This is a genomic window from Bacillus cereus group sp. Bc061 (genome assembly GCF_027715825.1).
Lineage (GTDB): Bacteria > Bacillota > Bacilli > Bacillales > Bacillaceae_G > Bacillus_A > Bacillus_A paranthracis.
Map to the genome: position 1 here is coordinate 81,385 of NZ_JAQFTZ010000007.1, position 17,909 is coordinate 99,293.

The window sequence follows — 17,909 nt, forward strand, 5'->3', positions numbered from 1 at the left end:
TAACGATTATAAATATGGAGGGCTCTCTATGATTGATATACTGCTCGTAGACGATGAACCGAGAATGCTTGAATTATTAACGCTTTATCTTACTCCCACTGGATATAACTGCATATGTGCACGATCCGGAGAAGAAGCGATTTCACATATAGAAAATCAAAACTTTAAATTTGTTTTACTCGATATTATGATGCCAACGATGGACGGATGGGAAACGTGTAAAAAAATCCGCTCATTTAGTAACGTTCCTATCATTATGGTAACAGCTCGTGATCAAACGGTAGATGTTGTCCAAGGATTAAAAATCGGAGCAGATGATTACGTAACGAAACCTTTCCATGAAGAAGAGCTTTTCGCGAGAATTGAAGCTGTTTTAAGGCGAACGAATCAACGGACGCAAATCCAATATCACGGCATTTTATGGGATGAGGCAAAGCATTTCGTTTCTGTCTATAACGAAGAACTTCTTCTTACACCAATTGAATTCTCTTTACTCGGATTATTTTTACGTCATGTGAACTACGTATTGAGCCGTGATCAGCTCATTGAACGAATTTGGGGATTAAATACAAATACAGAAGATAGAACTGTCGATTCACATATTCGTAATTTGCGTGATAAATTACGAAAAGTAAATTTCCCTATTGATGATCATTTAAAAACTGTGTACGGAGTTGGCTATCGATGGGTTGATACTCTAGATTAAGGAGCAAAGCAATGAAGCGAATTTCTATTCAGCTCGGATTTTATTTTTTAATTGTTACACTTTTAATCGAAAGTGTTCTATTTGTCTCGCTTTATTATAGTCTTGTCAACAATAGAGTAAATGAAGAAATGACAGCTTTATTAAAGCGCGGAAATAGTCACAGAGATGTCCTTGAAAAGTATTTTGATAAGCAAACAATCTCCCATGTTGCACTAATGGAATCCGAAGCCGAAACCACTGTTGTTATTACAAATGCAAATAAGGAAGTACTAGCTAAATCCAATGAAATAAATACTACTATAAAAAAGCATATTGAAAAGATGCAAACGCGGACAGATCATGACGGAGCAATTATAGAGAATCACTGGAAAACATCTAATTATATATGTACGGTTAGTCCCATCATAGTAGCTGGAAAATATGAGGGGTATGTGTATATGTTTCTTGGGACAGAATCCATTGAAAAGTTGGTGAATGGATTAACAAAACAATTCATTATCGCTGGTGCCATCACGTTTCTACTCACAGTCATTACCATTTTTCTTTTATCTCGGTTATTAACAAAACCATTGTTACACATGAAACATGCCACTGAAAAAATGAGTAAAGGAGATTTATCAGTTTCATTAACGACTACTCGAAATGATGAAATTGGTGAACTAGCATCATCTATTCAAACACTCGCAAATGATTTACATTATATGAAAACAGAGCGAAGTGAATTTCTGGCAAGTGTTGCTCATGAATTACGAACACCATTAACATACGTAAGAGGTTATGCTGACATTGCTTCAAAAGAAGCAACATCTCCTGAGCAACGTTTACGATATTTATCTATTATAAAAGATGAGTCTGATTACATTACAAACTTAGTTCAAGATTTGTTCTCCCTTGCACAAATGGAACAACATAACTTTTCTATTCAAGTAAAGGAAGTGCATTTACACACCTTCCTTACGCGTATATGTGAAAAAGTAAACGCCATGTATAAAGAAAGATACATTAAAGTTTCTTTCTCTTGTCCTCCTACACTGCTAGTAAACTTAGATGAACAACGATTCGAACAAGTTGTGATGAACATTTTAAATAACGCTTATAGACATTCAAAAGAGTATTCTCTTATCCACATTTCTGTTACTGAAGAACATAAAAGTATTTCCATTACAATTGAAGATGAAGGTGAAGGTATTCCGCTTGAAGACCTCCCTCACATTTTCGACCGCTTTTATCGAGTTGATAAAGCGAGATCACGAGCTACAGGCGGAACTGGTTTAGGATTATCTATCGTGAAAGAAATTGTAGAGCTGCACGGTGGGAATATTATTGTAACGAGCGAAGTTGATCACGGATCTTGCTTTATTATTTCATTGCCATCTATACAAAAACACGACTACCATCAGTAGTCGTGTTTCTTTATCATTTTACTTTATAATATAAGTTTACAAATTGCCCAAAACGTTTCGTATCCGTTAAAGTTAAATTAATTTCTGGGTTCTTGTCTTGAAATAACGGAACTCCAGAACCTAATATATGCGGTGTAATCGTAACAACATATTCATCAATTAGATTATTCTTAAAGAACTCTCTCAGTAGACTCCCTCCACCAACCATCCATATTTTAGATCCTTCTTTTGCTTTTAACCTTTTTGTAAACTCCACTACATCTTCATTTACAAACTCTACGTTTCCGTCTGAACCTTTTTCTGAACGAGAAAAAACATAACATGATTTATCTAAGTACGGGAATGTTTCCGTATGCTCTACTACATAGTCGTACGTTTTCTTTCCCATAATTATTGTATCAATTGTTTCATACATTTCTGTATAACCGTTATCTCCCTCTCCTTCTGTTTCCATTAACCACTCTAAATCATCATTTTCTTTCGCAATATATCCATCTAAGCTCGCCGCAATAAATAAAACTATTTCACGTGACATATCTTTTCCTCCTTGCATCTCATCTTGATAACATATGATGTAAACAATATACTAACAATAAAACACGACAATTTATGTCATGTTAAAAAGAAAAAAGGTGATACATTTGTCAAAAGCTAAACGCTTATTAGATATTCTTATATTTGCTTCTGCCAAAAAGACATTTACAGCGCAAGAAATAGCTGATGAATTTAATATCTCCGTTCGTACTGTCCATAGATATATTTTAGACTTGAGTGATATGGGATTACCCATTTACGCTGAACAAGGTCGTAACGGCGGCTATAAAGTATTAACGAATAGAGTCATTCCACCTATCTTATTTACGGAAGAAGAAGCAGTCTCCATCTTTTTTGCTTTTCAATCTTTAAGTTACTATCGAGACTTGCCTTTTAACACAGAAATCAATTCCGTTACACATAAACTGTATAGCTCCCTACAACATGATGCGAAAACGAAAGTTGATAAAATACGTTCTTATATCGCTTTTTGGAATCCGAAGCGTACAATTGATACCCCTCTTTTAAACAAAGTATTAACCGCGGCTATTGAAAATAAAAATTTACAATTTCAATATGAATCTAAATCGGGGATAAAAACAAAACATGTTCATCCTATCGGTGTATATGCTCATGACGGGCTATGGTACTTACCATCCTATGACTTCAGTAGAAAAAAAGTATTACTGTATCGCGTTGATCGTATTCTTTCTATATTATCAACGGAAGAAAATGAAGATACATTCATGAATTTAGAAGAGTGGTTTGCCTCTAACTCTAACGTAATACATAGTCCTACTCAGTTACATGTTTTACTAACAACAGAAGGTGTGCGCCAATGTAAAAGCGTGCCTTACCTTGAAGAATTCGTTGTAGTAAACGAGGACGGGACAGGATATATACATTCAACAATTGATAAAGGTGAAATTAATTTTATTACCCCTTTATTTTATAGACTTGGGAAAGATGCACGAGTTTTAGAACCGAAAGAATTAATAGATGGTTTACGTATACGTGCGAAAGAAATTTTACATATGTATGAAGACGAAAAAAGCTGCTAGATGTAAGCAGCTTTTTAGTCTCTTTGTTACTATTGACGAATATCAATCCACCAACGATGTTTCGCATTCATATTTTCAGTGTCGCCAGTCCCTCTGTAATTGAAAGCATCCAAAAAGATTGAATCTAGTTTATCCTCATCTACAAAATAACCTAAGTTAACCTTCACCGTTTCTCCTGGTCGGATACTACCAATATTGTAGAAGCTTTTTCCATCTCCATGAGGCTCTAAATAATCAACTTCGCCTGTCATAATATTTTTTTCTGCGATTCCATCTTCTTTAGCGTAGTTCCATGCATTACCGTCAAATTTAAGCTGTTTTATAGATGGATGCATATAGATTTCTTCTGTCGACTTTTTACCAATATTTTTTACTGTTGTTTTTAAGTAAACAAACTTAGGATTAACTAATTTTGTTTCTACTAATTTATGAATTGAATCTTTACCATTTCCAAGTTTATATACATCGCGTCTATATGGTATCAATTGTCCCTCTTGATCCAAAGCTTGATTCTTGCTTAATATCTCTAGGCCAAGTTCATTAAAGTTCTCTTGTTTAAAATCTTTGATTGAATCAAAGACTTCAACTTTTTCTATCACATATTCAATTTGGCTGTTATCCATAGATATCGTTACTGGAACCTTTTGCCCTATATGAAATAGTCGTTTGCTATCCTTCTTCAAAGGAATTACCTTAGTTGTTTTACTTTCTTGGCTAAAATACTTTTTATCATAATCGCTTATATATGATGACTTTTCTTTTGACGTGGGCTCAAGTGAAATGCTCCCTAGCACATCTATCATTTGTTCTTCGTTTATATCATTTCCAATATAACTTTGTAACATAATTCCTTCTTCCTCAAAATAGAGAAAAATTACTCTATTAAACATTAAATCTTTATTACCATTTTCTCTATGAACAATTACTGCCTTCTTACCATTTATCTCTTTTTCTTCATAACTTTTCGAGTACAGAGTTGGAAAATCTGAATTCCCTCCTACTCTCCAAAGAACGAATGAAAATCCCCCCATTGCGTAGTTATCTTTAAATGAATATTTCATAGCACTATCATCGATTGCTTCCATATTTTCTGGCAATTTACCTATTTTCAGCTTATACCACTTATCAGCCTTTTTCGAGTCCTTATTTGTTACCGAAACATTTACTTCGTAATTTTGTTTTTGGACAATCATATTATAGACTTTCACTGCACCAAAAACGGTTGTCGGCATACCAATCAATAAGCAAGCAGCAGCGATTAACATACGATGTTTTTTACGCTTTTTCTGTGGCTTCTCGTCTTTCAGCTTCATTTCTTCCATAAACAATTTCTTTTTGCGCGTATATGTATGTGAAAATTCATGTTGTTCTTCGAGTTTATCAAAATCATCTAAAGCAATTTTTTCAGCAAGTTCATATATTTCTTTGGAGTTCTTTGAATTCGTCATGTTGTATACCTCCTATCATATTTTGGACTCTTTTTCGAGCACGCTCAAACTGCTTTCGGACATTAGCCTCCGTTATCCCCATGACGCTTGAAATTTCTTGATACGTTAAGTTATAGAAGACTTTATACTTAAACACCTGTTTGTTAGATTCATTTAACTCTTTTAACAATGCATCAATTTGAACCTCGGACATTACACGTTTTTCCCACTCTTCAATATTTTCATCTACTGCTTCTGCTGATTCTCTTTCATATTCTTCTAAAAATGTTTCATGTCGTCTATTTTTCCGGTAGCTATCAATCGCCTTGTTTTTCGCAACCCTCAAAATGTATCGTTTAAGCTCTTCAGTACTCAAGCTATGGAGCTTTTCCAAGTTCTTATAAAGAGTAATAAACGTCTCTTGAACTGCATCTTCTGCCTGCTGAATATTATTTAAAATAGAATAAGCTACATAATAAATCTTTTGTTCATACAACTCATATAGCTCTTCCATCTTTTCATAATCGTTGTTTGTAACTTTCATATAATTCCTCCTCTCACTCTATATAACGAATGAGCACCATACTTTGTGACACTGCAAAATCTTTTTATAGATAAAATTTAATAATAGAATAAACAAAAGCCCAATTTCTCTATTTTAACTGAGAAATTGGGCTTTTGTTTATTAGAATTTTCCTGAAAACTTCTTTAAAACATCCCTCTTACACTTTTTCATTAAGCAGTATTTGCTCTATCGCCCCTTTTAATAAGCGCTTAGTCTCTTCAAAATTATGATTCTGCTTTTCTCCCGATTGTACCGTATAAAATTCAGCAAACGAGCGCTCTTTATATCTTGGTACGACATGCATATGGTAATGTGTTAACTCGTTAAATACTCCACCATTTTGACAAACTGTAACTCCATCTGGTTTATATAATGCCTTAATCGCTTTTGCAATAAGCTTAGAAGCATCCATAATGGATTTTGCTACAACATCATCTAATTCATCTACTTCTACAACATGCTGTTTTGGCACAATTAAAGTATGTCCTGGATAGAAAGGTGCATGATCTAAAAAACATGTTACATACTCATCTTCGTATACTCTATAAATTTTTTCCTCTTCGTTTGCTAATTTACATCCTAAACATTCCATCATACTTCCCCCCCTCTCTAAAACAGAAAAACGTGAGAGCCATATTCTCACGTTTTTCTGTTTTACTTTATTAGCTCAATTGTTTCCGTAACTTTTATACTATCCTTTACAGATTGAACAATTGTGCAATTTTTCACTGCAAGCTGCAACGCCTTGTCCAACTGCTCTTCTGTAATGTTTTGTGCTTTAATTTTATAATGCAAATGAACACTTTCAACTGGTTTTGATAAAGCATCACTTCTACCAATTTCCGTTTCAATTGTAAACGTATCGTATGTAATACGTTTCTTTTCTAAAATTGTTCGAAAGACAATTGCACTACATCCTGCGATTGAAGAAATAAGTAATTGTAACGGTGAATACCCGTTTTCTTTTCCAATCGCTAATTGACCATACGATAAATCTGCCTCAATATCATCTTGTTTGATGGTTAGTTTCATTTGTTGTCTCCACCTTCATCGGTTTCTGCCGTTTCTTATTTATATAATAATATATGTAGCAGAAAATGATAAATGGAATACCACAATATAACGCCATTCTTTGTTCTGGAATAAACGCTAAACTAATAACAACGATACTATTTGTAATTAAAGCTAAAATAGGAACAATTGGATATAACGGTGTTTTATATTTTAAGTCCTCTAACTTTCCTCCGCCTTTTATATACTGACTTCTAAAGCGCAGTTGCGACAGGGCAATAATAATCCAACTTGATACAGCTGATAAACCAGCTATAGATAATAAGTACATGTATACTGTATCTTCTGCAAGGAAACTTGTTAATAAAGATAAAGCAGCTACAGCAATTGTTACAACTAGTGCTGTAATTGGAATACCACGCTTATTTACTTTCTGGAAAGACTTTGGTGCCATTCCTTCATTTGCAAGTGACCATAGTATACGAGTTGCCGCATATAATCCTGAATTCGCTACAGATAGTAACGCTGTAATAATAACGAAGTTCATAATATCAGCTGCATATGGAATACCGATTTTATCAAATACAACTACGAACGGACTTTCAATTACGCCAGCTTCTTTCCAAGAAATTAATCCTACTAAAATCGTCATTGTTAAAATGAAGAATAACATAATGCGCCATACTGTATTACGGATTGCACGTGGAATTGTTTTTTCTGGATTTTCACTTTCTCCCGCTGCAATCCCGATTAACTCTGTTCCTTGGAACGAGAAGTTAACTGTAATCATTGTAAGTAATACGGCAGCTAGTCCATTCGGGAATAACCCGCCTTCGCTTACAAAGTTAGAGAAAAGAGGTGCTGCTTCTTTTCCGTCATATGATATAAATCCTAATAATGCACTACCACCAAGAACAACAAATGCAAGAATGGTAACTACTTTAATACTAGAGAACCAAAATTCTAATTCAGCATAACTTTTCGCCGAAATTGCGTTTGAAGCATATAAAATAACACCGAATACAAGACACCATACCCAAACATCAACATTCGGAAACCATCTTTTCATCATTAAACCGATTGACGTTAATTCTAATCCTACTGTTACTGCCCAGCCAAGCCAATATAGCCAGCCGATCATAAAGCCCGTTCCTGGTCCAATAAACTTCGTCGCATACTTTTGGAAAGAACCTGAAACTGGCATCGCTACCGTTAACTCCCCAAGACAAAGCATTGTTAAATACATAATAAATCCGCCTACTAAATATGAAAGGATGGCTCCCCCTGGTCCAGCCTGATTAATGGTGTAACCTGAACCTAAGAAAAAACCAGTTCCGATTACACCACCTAGTGCGATCATAAATAAATGTCTACTCTTCATCGTACGATGTAATTTCTCATTCGTTGGTTGCTGCATCTAAATCCTCCCCCTACCAATACCCCTATATCTTGTTAAAATTTTCTGATAATAAAAATATACACGAAAGCGATTACATTTTCTATATAAAATTAAAACTTTTCTGATAAAATAATATAAAAAATTGAATTATTGCAAGATTTAGATTCTATTTAGAGGAAAATAAGGAGAAACAAGGAAAAACCCTTACATATATTGTAAGGGTTAACGAAGTTCTAACCTTCTCGATAAAATTGATAAACTATAGTTTACAATAAAGTACATACAAGCTACTACTATAAACGTTGGAATCATATAATTTACATTTTGTCCGCTAATAATTTGAGCATTATGCATAAGCTCTGGGAGTGATATAACGACTGCTAGCGCTGTATCTTTCAGCAATGAAATAAACTGACTGACAAGTGGCGGGACCATTCTTCTTAATGCTTGTGGTAAAATAATGTGCCAAAGTGCTTGCACATACGTTAATCCTGAAGATCTTGCAGCCTCAATCTGTCCTTTTTCAATAGATAATAGGCCACTTCGAACAATTTCAGATATCATTGCAGCTTCAAATATTGTTAAAGCGACAATTACGGCTGTTATAATTTCTAATTTCAAGCCTGCTTCTGGAAGTGCAAAATATGTGAAAAATATAATTAAAAGTAGTGGTAAGTTTCGAATTACTTCAACGATAACTCCTAATATTTGTGAGAAGACGGGTATTTTTGTGTACCGTACAATCCCTATTACACTACCGATAATAAAGCTAAGTACAATCGCTACGAGTGCTACCTCTAATGTGATGAGTAATCCTTTTAATAAAAAGAGAATATGATCTCCTGTAATTGCTCCCTTAAAATCCATTTACACCGCCTCCTTTGCTAAGCGTTTTTCTAAATAACGCACTAGCATACTGAGCGGAATTGTTAATATTAAATAAAACATCCCGACAAATATATACACATCGAACGTAACAAACGTCTTCGTTGAAATTAAATCTCCTTGATACATTAAATCAGCACCAGCAATAATTCCGAGTATAGAAGAGTTTTTTACTAAATTGAGAAATTGATTTCCTAAAGGAGGGATTACGATTTTCATCGCCTGGGGTAAAACAATATAATACATTCCCTGTACATACGTTAATCCTGAGGAACGTGCTGCTTCCATTTGACCTTTTGCAACGGATAAAATACCAGCGCGAATGACTTCCGCAATAAACGCTGCAGTATATACGGTAAGCGTAACTGTTCCTGCTACAAAACCATTTAAAGTAATTCCTACTACAGGTAAAGCGAAATAGAATATGAATGCAATTAATACGAGCGGAATATTTCTTACAAATTCTACAATAGCAGCTCCCAACCAATTTAAAATGCGAATTGGTGCAATACGCATTACCGCCAATACTACCCCTAAAATAAAACTGCCTATTAATGCGATTACACTAGACAACACTGTATATTTAAAACCCTCTAAATACATATCAATGTTATTCGTTAATATAGAAAAATCAGGCACATATTCTCCCCTCTTTCTTTACAAGAAGAGGATGAGTACTCTCATCCTCTCACTTTTACTATTTATCACTTTACTTCTCTGGTTTCTGCCCAATCCATTTCTCATATAATTTGTCATACTCTCCGCTTGCTTTCATGTCTTTAATTAAATTATTAATCTCTTTCGTTAAATCATCTGCACCTTTTTGCACTGCAATTCCGTACGGTTCATCCGTAAAAATTTTCCCTACCACTTCATAATTTGAATCTTGTTTTGCCATACCGTAAAGAATTGCATTATCTGTCGTTAAAACATCACCTTTTCCTGCTTTTAACGCTGTAAATGCCTCACTGTAATTTTCAAATTCTAATACAGTCGCTTCTGGTGATTTTTGGCGAATGTTATTTGTCGATGTTGAGCCTTTTACTGCTAACACTTTTACGCCCTTTTTCACATCATCAATACTTTTAATATCGCTTCCTTTTTTCACGAGTAACGATTGCCCTGCTTTAAAATATACATCTGAAAAATCGACCTCTTTTTTACGTTCTTCTGTAATTGTCATTGTTGCAATAATTGCATCAATGTCACCATTTTTCAGGAGTGGAATACGCGTTTTAGATGTTACCTCTTTCAACTCTAGTTTCTTTTCATCCCCAAGAATCTTTTTCGCAAGCGCCTTTGCAACATCAACATCAAATCCTTCTACCTGCCCTGTTGAAGGGTTTTTCAATCCAAATAAGTTCGTATCATTCTTCACCCCAACTACTAATTTCCCGCGCTTCTTAATTTGCTCAACAGCCCCGCCTTGCTTCGTATTCGTTTCTTTTGCCTCATCTTTTTTACTTCCGCACCCAGCAACGACAAGTACGAATAGACATGAAAATACGATTAACGTAAACAACTTTTTCATTTTAAGCATAAAACTCCTCCTTTAATGGTTTAACACTCGGCTTAAAAATAGACGCGCTCTTTCTTGTTCAGGACTTGCAAAAAATTGCGCCGGTGTTGTATCCTCAATGATTTTGCCATCATCCATAAATAAAATCCGATCGGCTACCTCCCGCGCGAATCCCATTTCATGCGTGACAACGACCATCGTCATCCCTTCTTTAGCTAGCGTTTTCATAACATCAAGTACTTCCCCGATCATCTCTGGATCAAGAGCAGACGTAGGCTCATCGAATAGCATAATTTCCGGCTGCATCGCAAGTCCTCTAGCAATTGCCACCCTTTGCTGTTGTCCACCAGATAATTGATGTGGATATACACTGGCCTTCTCCGGAATTCCTACTTTCCCTAAATAAAACATCGCCGTTTTCTCTGCTTCCTCTTTTGAAATTTTATTTACTTTAATAGGTGCTAGTGTAATATTTTGAAGAACCGTTTTATGTGGATATAAATAAAAATGTTGAAAGACCATTCCGATATTTCGGCGTAATTCATTCATATCTGTTTTCGCATTGTGTACCTCCATATTTTGTACAATTAACTCTCCATCTGTAATTGACTCTAACTGGTTTATACACCGAAGCAACGTGCTTTTTCCTGATCCTGAAGGCCCAACAACTACTACCACTTCACCTTTTTTCACTTGTACATTAATATCTTTTAAAACTTGAAAGTTACCATAATATTTATTTACATTACGAAACTCTATCAACATACTCCCCCCTTCCCCTAACAAAGCATGTACATTCTTTTTATATTCAAAAATAAGCAAAAAAATAACTTTGATCCTCATTTCACCCATAAAAAAAGCAAAGGGGTTTCCCCTTTGCTTTTTCATCTCTATTCCATTACGATACTTCTTCTTTCTTATCTTTTCCGTATTCATGCTCCCAGAAATCAGCATTTTTAATTCCTAATGGCCCTGGATCGAATACTGGATCTTTTCCTTCTTTTTTCTGCTTTTCATAATCCTTTAATGCAACTAATGCAGGTTTTTGTAATAGTAAAATCGCAATGATATTTACCCATGCCATAATTCCTACACCGATATCGCCTAAAGCCCAAGCCGTTGCTGCTGTTTTGATACAACCGTAGAATACAGCTCCTAAAAAGACAAACTTTAGTACCATAGACAGCCAAGGGCGATCTTTATCACGGTTTAAGTACGCGATATTCGTTTCTGCAATGTAGTAATACGCCATAATTGTTGTAAATGCAAAGAATAGTAACGAGATTGCAACGAAACCGTTTCCAAATCCAGGGAAAACAGATTCTACTGCTGCCTGTGTATATCCCGGTCCTGGCTGTGCACCATTTAATTTATTTACGATAAAGTTTTTTCCGCTTGCATCAAATACGTTATACATGCCTGTAATAATCATCATAAATGCTGTTGCTGAACAAACAAATAATGTATCAATGTAAACGGAAAATGCTTGCACTAAGCCTTGCTTAGCTGGATGTGATACTTCTGCTGCTGCTGCTGCATGTGGTCCAGTTCCTTGCCCTGCTTCATTAGAATAAATACCACGCTTTACTCCCCAAGAAATTGCTAAACCGATAATACCACCAAATGCTGCTTCTAATGCAAACGCACTTCTTATAATTAACATAAATGCTTCTGGCAGTTTTTCAATATTCATAGCGACAATAACACAAGCTACTAAAATATACCCAACAGCCATAAACGGTACGACAACTTGCGCTACGTTAACAATTCGTTTTACTCCACCGAAGATGATAAGAGCCAATACAACAACTAATAAAGCCCCTGATAGAGTAGTATTAATTCCAAAAGCTGTCTCTAAACTTACAGCAATACTATTTGCTTGCACGCCTGGTAATAAAAGCCCAGTTGCAAGGATTGTCGCTGCAACGAATACTAATGCATACCATTTAACCCCTAAACCTTTTTCAATGTAATAAGCAGGTCCACCGCGAAACTGTCCTTGATGCTTTGTCTTATAGATTTGCGCGAGTGTTGATTCTACATAAGCTGATCCTGCTCCTAAAAAGGCTACTGCCCACATCCAAAATACAGCCCCTGGTCCACCGAAGGCAACCGCTGTAGCTACCCCAGCGATATTCCCTGTCCCAACGCGCCCTGATAACGAAAGTGCTAACGCTTGGAATGAAGAAACACCAGCCTCTGATTTTTCTCCTTTAAATGTCAGCTTCACCATTTCTCCTACGTGCCTTACTTGTAAAAACCTCGTTCGAATAGAAAAATATAAACCTGCTCCTAAACATAAATAAACAAGTGCTGGACTCCAAACAATATTATTTAACCAATTTACGAAAGCTTCCAATATTCCCCCTCCTTTTTATCAAGAATATTCAGAATATATAAAAATTATAAGTGTATACCGAATCTATGACAATATTATTTTAATAAAACAAACATATTTTTGTATAAAAAAACAAAGTATATATTTGTTTTATATACTTTGTTTTGAACAGAATGTATTATATATTCACAATTGCTTCTTTTTTTATAATTCTTTCGTATAGCTCTTCTGATAACTTTCGGAAATTATCTGGCATATCTTTCCCTTTAAATTTCTTTTGGAGCGTGCCGTATAGACCTATGTCACGCAAACGTAAAAATAGTGGTAATGATTCATACCAGCTATCCGCCAGTCTGTGCTCATACTCATAGCCTTTCCGTAACACTTGTAACTGTTTACGAGCAAAGTCTGTCTTCTCTTCCGCTGTCCACGTTGTAAATAGAACAGAGTAATAAAGAACCATTGCTAAATCGTGTATAAAGTAATTATAAGCCGCATCATCAAAATCAAAGATTGTTAGCTCTTTTCCATCATAATGAAAATTACCTGGATGAATATCACCATGCATAAGGCCGAATGTTTCTCTTTCAATTGGAAGAGCCTTTATCTCATCCATTAATACAGTAGCAATCTTTTTCACTTGATCATCTTCTAATTCATTAACAATCCCACTCTCATCTTCTTCCCACGTATCACGATGATCCGTTTTAGGATAGTTCATTGTTAGACGATGCAGTTGTCCAATCGCTTTTCCCCATGCTTCAAAGTAAGCGTCTCCCCAATAAGGCGATTCCGCTCCTTTTACTTGCTCCCCTTTTGCATATGTAAATAAAGAAGCGAAAAAGAAAGTTTCATCCTCTGCTCTGATGTCTTCTACAAGATTTTGAGATGCTGAATAAAGGGGGCCTGCTACCTTTGCCCCATTCTCCGCAACATATCGTAAAAAATCTAGTTCAGCCTCTACCTCTTGTTTAGAGCGATGAGAAGAATGTGTTAAACGTAATACGTAATCTTCATCATTATCACCCTTCGCCTTAAAAATATAATTCTCAAAATCTCCAAGCGGCTTTTCGTCCACTGTTACATGAAACAAACTCGCTGCCCTTTTTAAAATCTCTTTCGTAAAAATACGTTCTACAGCTATTTCCATATGTATCCCTCCTATATATCTTCTTAATTCGACATAAATGTGAGAAGTACTGCTATGAAATTGAATAATGCGTGGGCAATCATAGCCGATAAAATAGAATTTGTTTTCTCATATAACCCAAGCATAAATTTCTCACAAAAAGCAAAAATTAACAGAAGTAACTTTATCTAAAAGAGGTGGAAATTATGACAGAGCAAAAAGAACAACAAAAGAGTACGGATCAAAAGCATATGTTTCCATCACTTCCGGAAAACATTAATTATATCGAAAATAAGCTCTGTCATTCAGACGATATAAAAAAATTAGATCTTCCTTTCCAAAACGGCAAAGGAACAATCTTATATATCGAATCTTTAGCAGATTTAAATTTAATTCACCAATTAGCTCTTGAGCCTTTATTAACTCGGTCGGATTTGTCTTTAGATAAAGCTTTTGCCACATTAAGTATGAAGAAAGAAACAAATTTAAATTACGGTGTGCAACTTTTATTACAAGGCAAATCATTATATTTTCATGAACAAGTCGACAGTTTTTGTATTTTCGAAACAGCTTTATCTTTAAAGAGAGATATAGCAGAGCCTGATAATGAAGGCATTGTACGTGGACCACATACTGGTTTTGTAGAAGATTTAGCAACCAATTTAGCTTCCATTCGTAAACTCATAAAAAGTCCAAATATCGTCGTTAAATATTTCACACTTGGTGAAGAAATGCATACGAAAGTGGCAATTGCTTATATGCAAAACATAGCGAATGACGATTTAGTTACAGAAGTAAAAAGAAGGTTAGAAACGATTAAGACAGATGCACTTATGCCTCCGGGATATATACAAGAATTTATAGAGGATACGTCTTTCTCACCATTTCCGCAGCAATTAAATACAGAGCGTCCAGATAGAGTCGCAGCAAATTTAATGGAAGGACGAGTTGCTATTTTATCTGATGGAGATCCAACAGCGCTCATCGTTCCTGTTACATTATTCGCTTTCTATCAATCACCAGATGATTATAATAACCGCTGGATTGTCGGTTCTTTCGTCCGAATGATTCGCTTAGTGAGTTTTTTGATTGCTTTTCTCTTACCAGCTATATATATCGCAACCGTAGCCTTTCATCCTGATGTATTGCCGCTCGAACTTGTATATACAATTAAAGCTTCATTAGAGAAAGTACCACTTCCTCCTATTTTTGAAGCTCTCTTAATGGAGCTAATTTTCGAGTTATTACGGGAAGCTGGTATTCGTTTGCCGAGCAGAGTTGGACAAACAATCGGTATTGTAGGCGGTTTAGTAATTGGTGATGCAATTGTAAAAGCCGGACTCGTTTCTTACACAATGATTATCGTTGTAGCTTTAACTGCAATCTCATCTTTTCTCGTTCCATCAAACGATATGAGTTCAGCAGTTCGGATTCTTCGATTTCCATTAATGCTCCTTGCTGCCCTATTCGGATATGTAGGAATATCGTTCGGTCTCATTATAACTTTCGTTCATTTATGTCAGCTTCATTCTTTTCATACACCATATCTTTCTCCTGTTGCACCAATGCGGATTAAAGATATGAAAGATTCTTTTGTCAGACTACCAATTTGGTCATTTTGGGAACGACCACATGATCCAAAACCGAAAAAAATGCAGCGCCAACATGTAACGAGAGAGGATGAGGACGGTGACAAACACGCAAAGTAAAATTTCGTTAGTTCAATTTACCTTTTTCGTTATTCAGTGCCAAATCGGAGTAGGCATACTTTCTCTACCGAATCGCCTTCACCCGATTGCTAAAGGCGGTGGGTGGATTTCCGCGCTCATCGCCGGGCTTGCGATTCAGCTTATTATTTTACTTATGTGGCTTTTCTTAAAACGATTTCCTGATGCAGATATGTATGAAAGTGTTTGTATGCTATTTGGTAATAAGTTTGGAAAACTATTAGGTTTTGCTTATGTTTTTTACTTTACTCTTATTGGTATGACGGTTATGTTAAACGCTTGTAATGTCATTAAAGTATGGATTTTGCAAGCAACTCCTTGGTACGCAATTCTCATACTATTTACAATAGCTTGTTGCTATGTAGCTTATAATACGTTTAAAGTGATCGTCCGATTTTATGTCATGGCTTCTATTCTCATTTTTCCAATGGCCCTTTTAATTGCACTGGGGCTTACACGGGCTGATTTTTCTTACATTTTTCCAATTACAGAAGCCGGATGGTGGAATATAATTCAAGCATCCAAGGAAACAATTACAGCCATGTATGGTTTTGAAATCATTCTTATCGCTTTTCCAAAAGTAAATGGCAGTTCTGTCGCAAAACTAAAGGCAATTTCTATCGCGAATGGATTTGTAACCCTTTTTTATACTTTTACTGTTTGGATTTGCTTTATCGTATTTAGTCCAAAACAAATTGAGCTTATTCCAGAACCAGTTGCTTACTTATTACGATCCTTGCATATCGGGATTATAGACCGAACTGATTTACTATTCATACCAATTTGGATGATAACAGTTGTAGCTTCTATCGCTAGTTATTACTGCGCTGCTTCTATAGGAATTGGACATATATTCAATCTTGGTAATCATAAAAAGGCTGTCCCAATCGTTGGTATTATTGCTTTTAGTATAGCCCTATTTATCGATACACCTGAAGAATTAAAAGTGATTGCAACTTTCACAGATAAGTTCACCTATATTTTCATCGTTGTCCTCCCTCTTTTATTTCTACTTTATTCAGTAATAAGAAATAAGAAAGGAGAACAGTATGTTCAAAAAAAGAGTTAAATTACTTTTTGTATTATGCACTAGTGCATTCCTTGCTGGCTGTTGGGATCAAGAACCATTAAGGGAAGCAAGGTTAGCTTATAGTATTGGATCTGATATTACAGAAGAGAATCAACTCCAGCAAACAATTGAGCTCGTAAAAAGTTCAAGCGGCGAACAATCTTCATTCGAGAATGAAATACATTCAGCAACCGGGCATAACATAAGAGATACAAGCGATGCACTGAAAAAAAATGTGACTGGAAATATTCGTTATTTTAAATATGGTGTTCAATTACTAGGAACCAAAATTTTAAAAAAAGGTATACTACCTTATTTAGATGTCAGCTTTCGGGACCCAACAAACCCAACTGCTTTAGTAAAACTTATTGCAGTAGATGGTGAAACATCCGAGATACTAGAAAAAAAGAAAGTAGGAAATTTACTAATTGGAGATTTTCTAAAGAAAAAAGTGAAAAGCTTAGAAGATATGAGTGTATTTCCAAAAGAAACTTTAGAAACAGCTGCTACAAAAATGTTAGATCCGGGTAAAGACTTTACCCTCCCTTCTATAAAAATAAAAGGAAAAGAAGTAATTACAAACGGATTAGCTTTATTTAACAATGATAAATTGACCGGGCATTTACCTTTAAAACAATCTGTTTTATTCGTATTATTAACTGGAAAAATGGGAACAAGTGCCCGTATAACCCAAAAACTTACTAGCGATGAATCCGAGAAGACATCTGACTATTTAACAATGGAAGTGAGCAATCGGAAATTAAAACGAGACTTAAAAATAACAACAGATAAAAAAGGAAATGTTTATGCTCACATTAAGCTTCAATTAAAAGTTATAGCCCTTGAAGCTCCGAGAGATAATCTTTACAAAATGGATGAAAGAAAAAAACTAAATAAGGAACTATCCAAACAGCTCACGAAAGAAGCGAAAAAAATAACGAAAAAGTTACAAAAGGCAAATTGTGATGCTTTCGGAATTGGTAGACATCTTATCGCTTATCATCCTGACCTATGGAAGAAAAAAAATTGGAATAAAGATTATGCAAAAGTAAAATTTAAGCCTGAGGTAGAAGTAAGCATTTTGTATAGTGGTGTCTTAAAATAAAAGGTTGTATGCCACGCAGGCATACAACCTT

General features: G+C 35.3%; 18 protein-coding genes and 1 pseudogene. 6 read left to right on the forward strand and 13 right to left on the reverse strand.

The annotated features are described in order from the left end of the window. The first annotated feature begins 28 nt into the window (after positions 1-28). A complete protein-coding gene (locus tag PDQ40_RS20515; RefSeq protein WP_001976233.1) occupies positions 29-706 on the forward strand; it encodes a response regulator transcription factor in 678 nt (225 codons plus the stop codon). A gap of 11 nt (positions 707-717) precedes the next feature. After that, entirely contained in the window at positions 718-2,109 is a 1,392-nt protein-coding gene (locus PDQ40_RS20520) for a sensor histidine kinase (RefSeq protein ID WP_270691609.1), read from the forward strand. 13 nt (positions 2,110-2,122) lie between these two features. On the opposite strand, the gene PDQ40_RS20525 is transcribed toward PDQ40_RS20520, so the two are convergent. Then, positions 2,123-2,644: a dihydrofolate reductase family protein gene (locus PDQ40_RS20525; protein ID WP_270691610.1), complete on the reverse strand. Its 522-nt coding sequence runs from the start codon at positions 2,642-2,644 to the stop codon at positions 2,123-2,125. Positions 2,645-2,723: 79 nt separating this feature from the next. On the opposite strand from PDQ40_RS20525, the gene PDQ40_RS20530 reads away from it, so the two are divergent. Next, positions 2,724-3,704 (forward strand): helix-turn-helix transcriptional regulator, encoded by a 981-nt coding sequence (locus PDQ40_RS20530; protein WP_270691611.1) that lies wholly within the window; start codon positions 2,724-2,726, stop codon positions 3,702-3,704. Positions 3,705-3,733: 29 nt separating this feature from the next. On the opposite strand, the gene PDQ40_RS20535 is transcribed toward PDQ40_RS20530, so the two are convergent. The 12 genes and pseudogenes from PDQ40_RS20535 to PDQ40_RS28240 form a co-directional block, all read right to left on the reverse strand. Next, a complete protein-coding gene (locus tag PDQ40_RS20535) occupies positions 3,734-5,152 on the reverse strand; it encodes an anti-sigma factor (RefSeq protein ID WP_270691612.1) in 1,419 nt (472 codons plus the stop codon). Beyond that, positions 5,118-5,675, reverse strand: coding sequence for an RNA polymerase sigma factor (locus PDQ40_RS20540; protein WP_000869279.1), 558 nt, complete (start codon positions 5,673-5,675; stop codon positions 5,118-5,120). The genes PDQ40_RS20535 and PDQ40_RS20540 overlap by 35 nt, the downstream gene beginning before the upstream one ends. A 178-nt stretch (positions 5,676-5,853) precedes the next feature. Next, entirely contained in the window at positions 5,854-6,291 is a 438-nt protein-coding gene (locus PDQ40_RS20545) for an HIT family protein (protein WP_000969618.1), read from the reverse strand. A gap of 59 nt (positions 6,292-6,350) precedes the next feature. Beyond that, on the reverse strand, positions 6,351-6,728 hold the full coding sequence (locus PDQ40_RS20550; RefSeq protein ID WP_000778860.1) for an OsmC family protein: 378 nt from the start codon (positions 6,726-6,728) through the stop codon (positions 6,351-6,353). Continuing rightward, positions 6,703-8,124 (reverse strand): amino acid permease, encoded by a 1,422-nt coding sequence (locus tag PDQ40_RS20555; protein WP_001187115.1) that lies wholly within the window; start codon positions 8,122-8,124, stop codon positions 6,703-6,705. Before PDQ40_RS20555 ends, PDQ40_RS20550 begins: the two co-directional genes overlap by 26 nt. 204 nt (positions 8,125-8,328) lie before the next feature. Beyond that, on the reverse strand, positions 8,329-8,973 hold the full coding sequence (locus tag PDQ40_RS20560) for an amino acid ABC transporter permease (protein ID WP_000345989.1): 645 nt from the start codon (positions 8,971-8,973) through the stop codon (positions 8,329-8,331). Then, the gene (locus PDQ40_RS20565; RefSeq protein ID WP_001112659.1) at positions 8,974-9,630 is read right to left on the reverse strand and encodes an amino acid ABC transporter permease; all 657 of its coding nucleotides are present in this window, start codon (positions 9,628-9,630) and stop codon (positions 8,974-8,976) included. It abuts the gene before it with no gap. Between the two features lie 70 nt (positions 9,631-9,700). Further along, complete coding sequence (glnH, locus tag PDQ40_RS20570; protein ID WP_000916479.1) at positions 9,701-10,531, reverse strand: glutamine ABC transporter substrate-binding protein GlnH; 831 nt, start codon at positions 10,529-10,531, stop codon at positions 9,701-9,703. A 12-nt stretch (positions 10,532-10,543) separates the two neighbouring features. Beyond that, positions 10,544-11,464 (reverse strand): amino acid ABC transporter ATP-binding protein, encoded by a 921-nt coding sequence (locus tag PDQ40_RS20575; protein ID WP_270691613.1) that lies wholly within the window; start codon positions 11,462-11,464, stop codon positions 10,544-10,546. Then, positions 11,409-12,869 carry an alanine/glycine:cation symporter family protein gene (locus PDQ40_RS20580; RefSeq protein WP_000387151.1) on the reverse strand — a complete coding sequence of 487 codons (1,461 nt, stop codon included), beginning with the start codon at positions 12,867-12,869 and terminating at the stop codon, positions 11,409-11,411. The genes PDQ40_RS20575 and PDQ40_RS20580 overlap by 56 nt, the downstream gene beginning before the upstream one ends. Positions 12,870-13,026: 157 nt before the next feature. Further along, a complete protein-coding gene (locus tag PDQ40_RS20585; RefSeq protein ID WP_103141306.1) occupies positions 13,027-13,998 on the reverse strand; it encodes a phosphotransferase enzyme family protein in 972 nt (323 codons plus the stop codon). A gap of 23 nt (positions 13,999-14,021) precedes the next feature. Then, a pseudogene (locus tag PDQ40_RS28240) lies at positions 14,022-14,114 on the reverse strand (CPBP family intramembrane glutamate endopeptidase); the annotation flags it as partial. 69 nt (positions 14,115-14,183) lie between these two features. Between PDQ40_RS28240 and gerKA the strand changes: the two are divergent. From gerKA to gerKC, 3 genes are read left to right on the forward strand one after another with little or no spacing between them, the layout of a single operon-like run. Then, on the forward strand, positions 14,184-15,686 hold the full coding sequence (gerKA, locus tag PDQ40_RS20595; protein WP_000139270.1) for a spore germination protein GerKA: 1,503 nt from the start codon (positions 14,184-14,186) through the stop codon (positions 15,684-15,686). Further along, positions 15,667-16,773, forward strand: a complete 1,107-nt coding sequence (locus PDQ40_RS20600) for a GerAB/ArcD/ProY family transporter (RefSeq protein ID WP_000185777.1) — start codon at positions 15,667-15,669, stop codon at positions 16,771-16,773. Before gerKA ends, PDQ40_RS20600 begins: the two co-directional genes overlap by 20 nt. Further along, on the forward strand, positions 16,754-17,878 hold the full coding sequence (gene gerKC / locus PDQ40_RS20605) for a spore germination protein GerKC (RefSeq protein ID WP_000474039.1): 1,125 nt from the start codon (positions 16,754-16,756) through the stop codon (positions 17,876-17,878). The genes PDQ40_RS20600 and gerKC overlap by 20 nt, the downstream gene beginning before the upstream one ends. Positions 17,879-17,909: the final 31 nt, after the last annotated feature.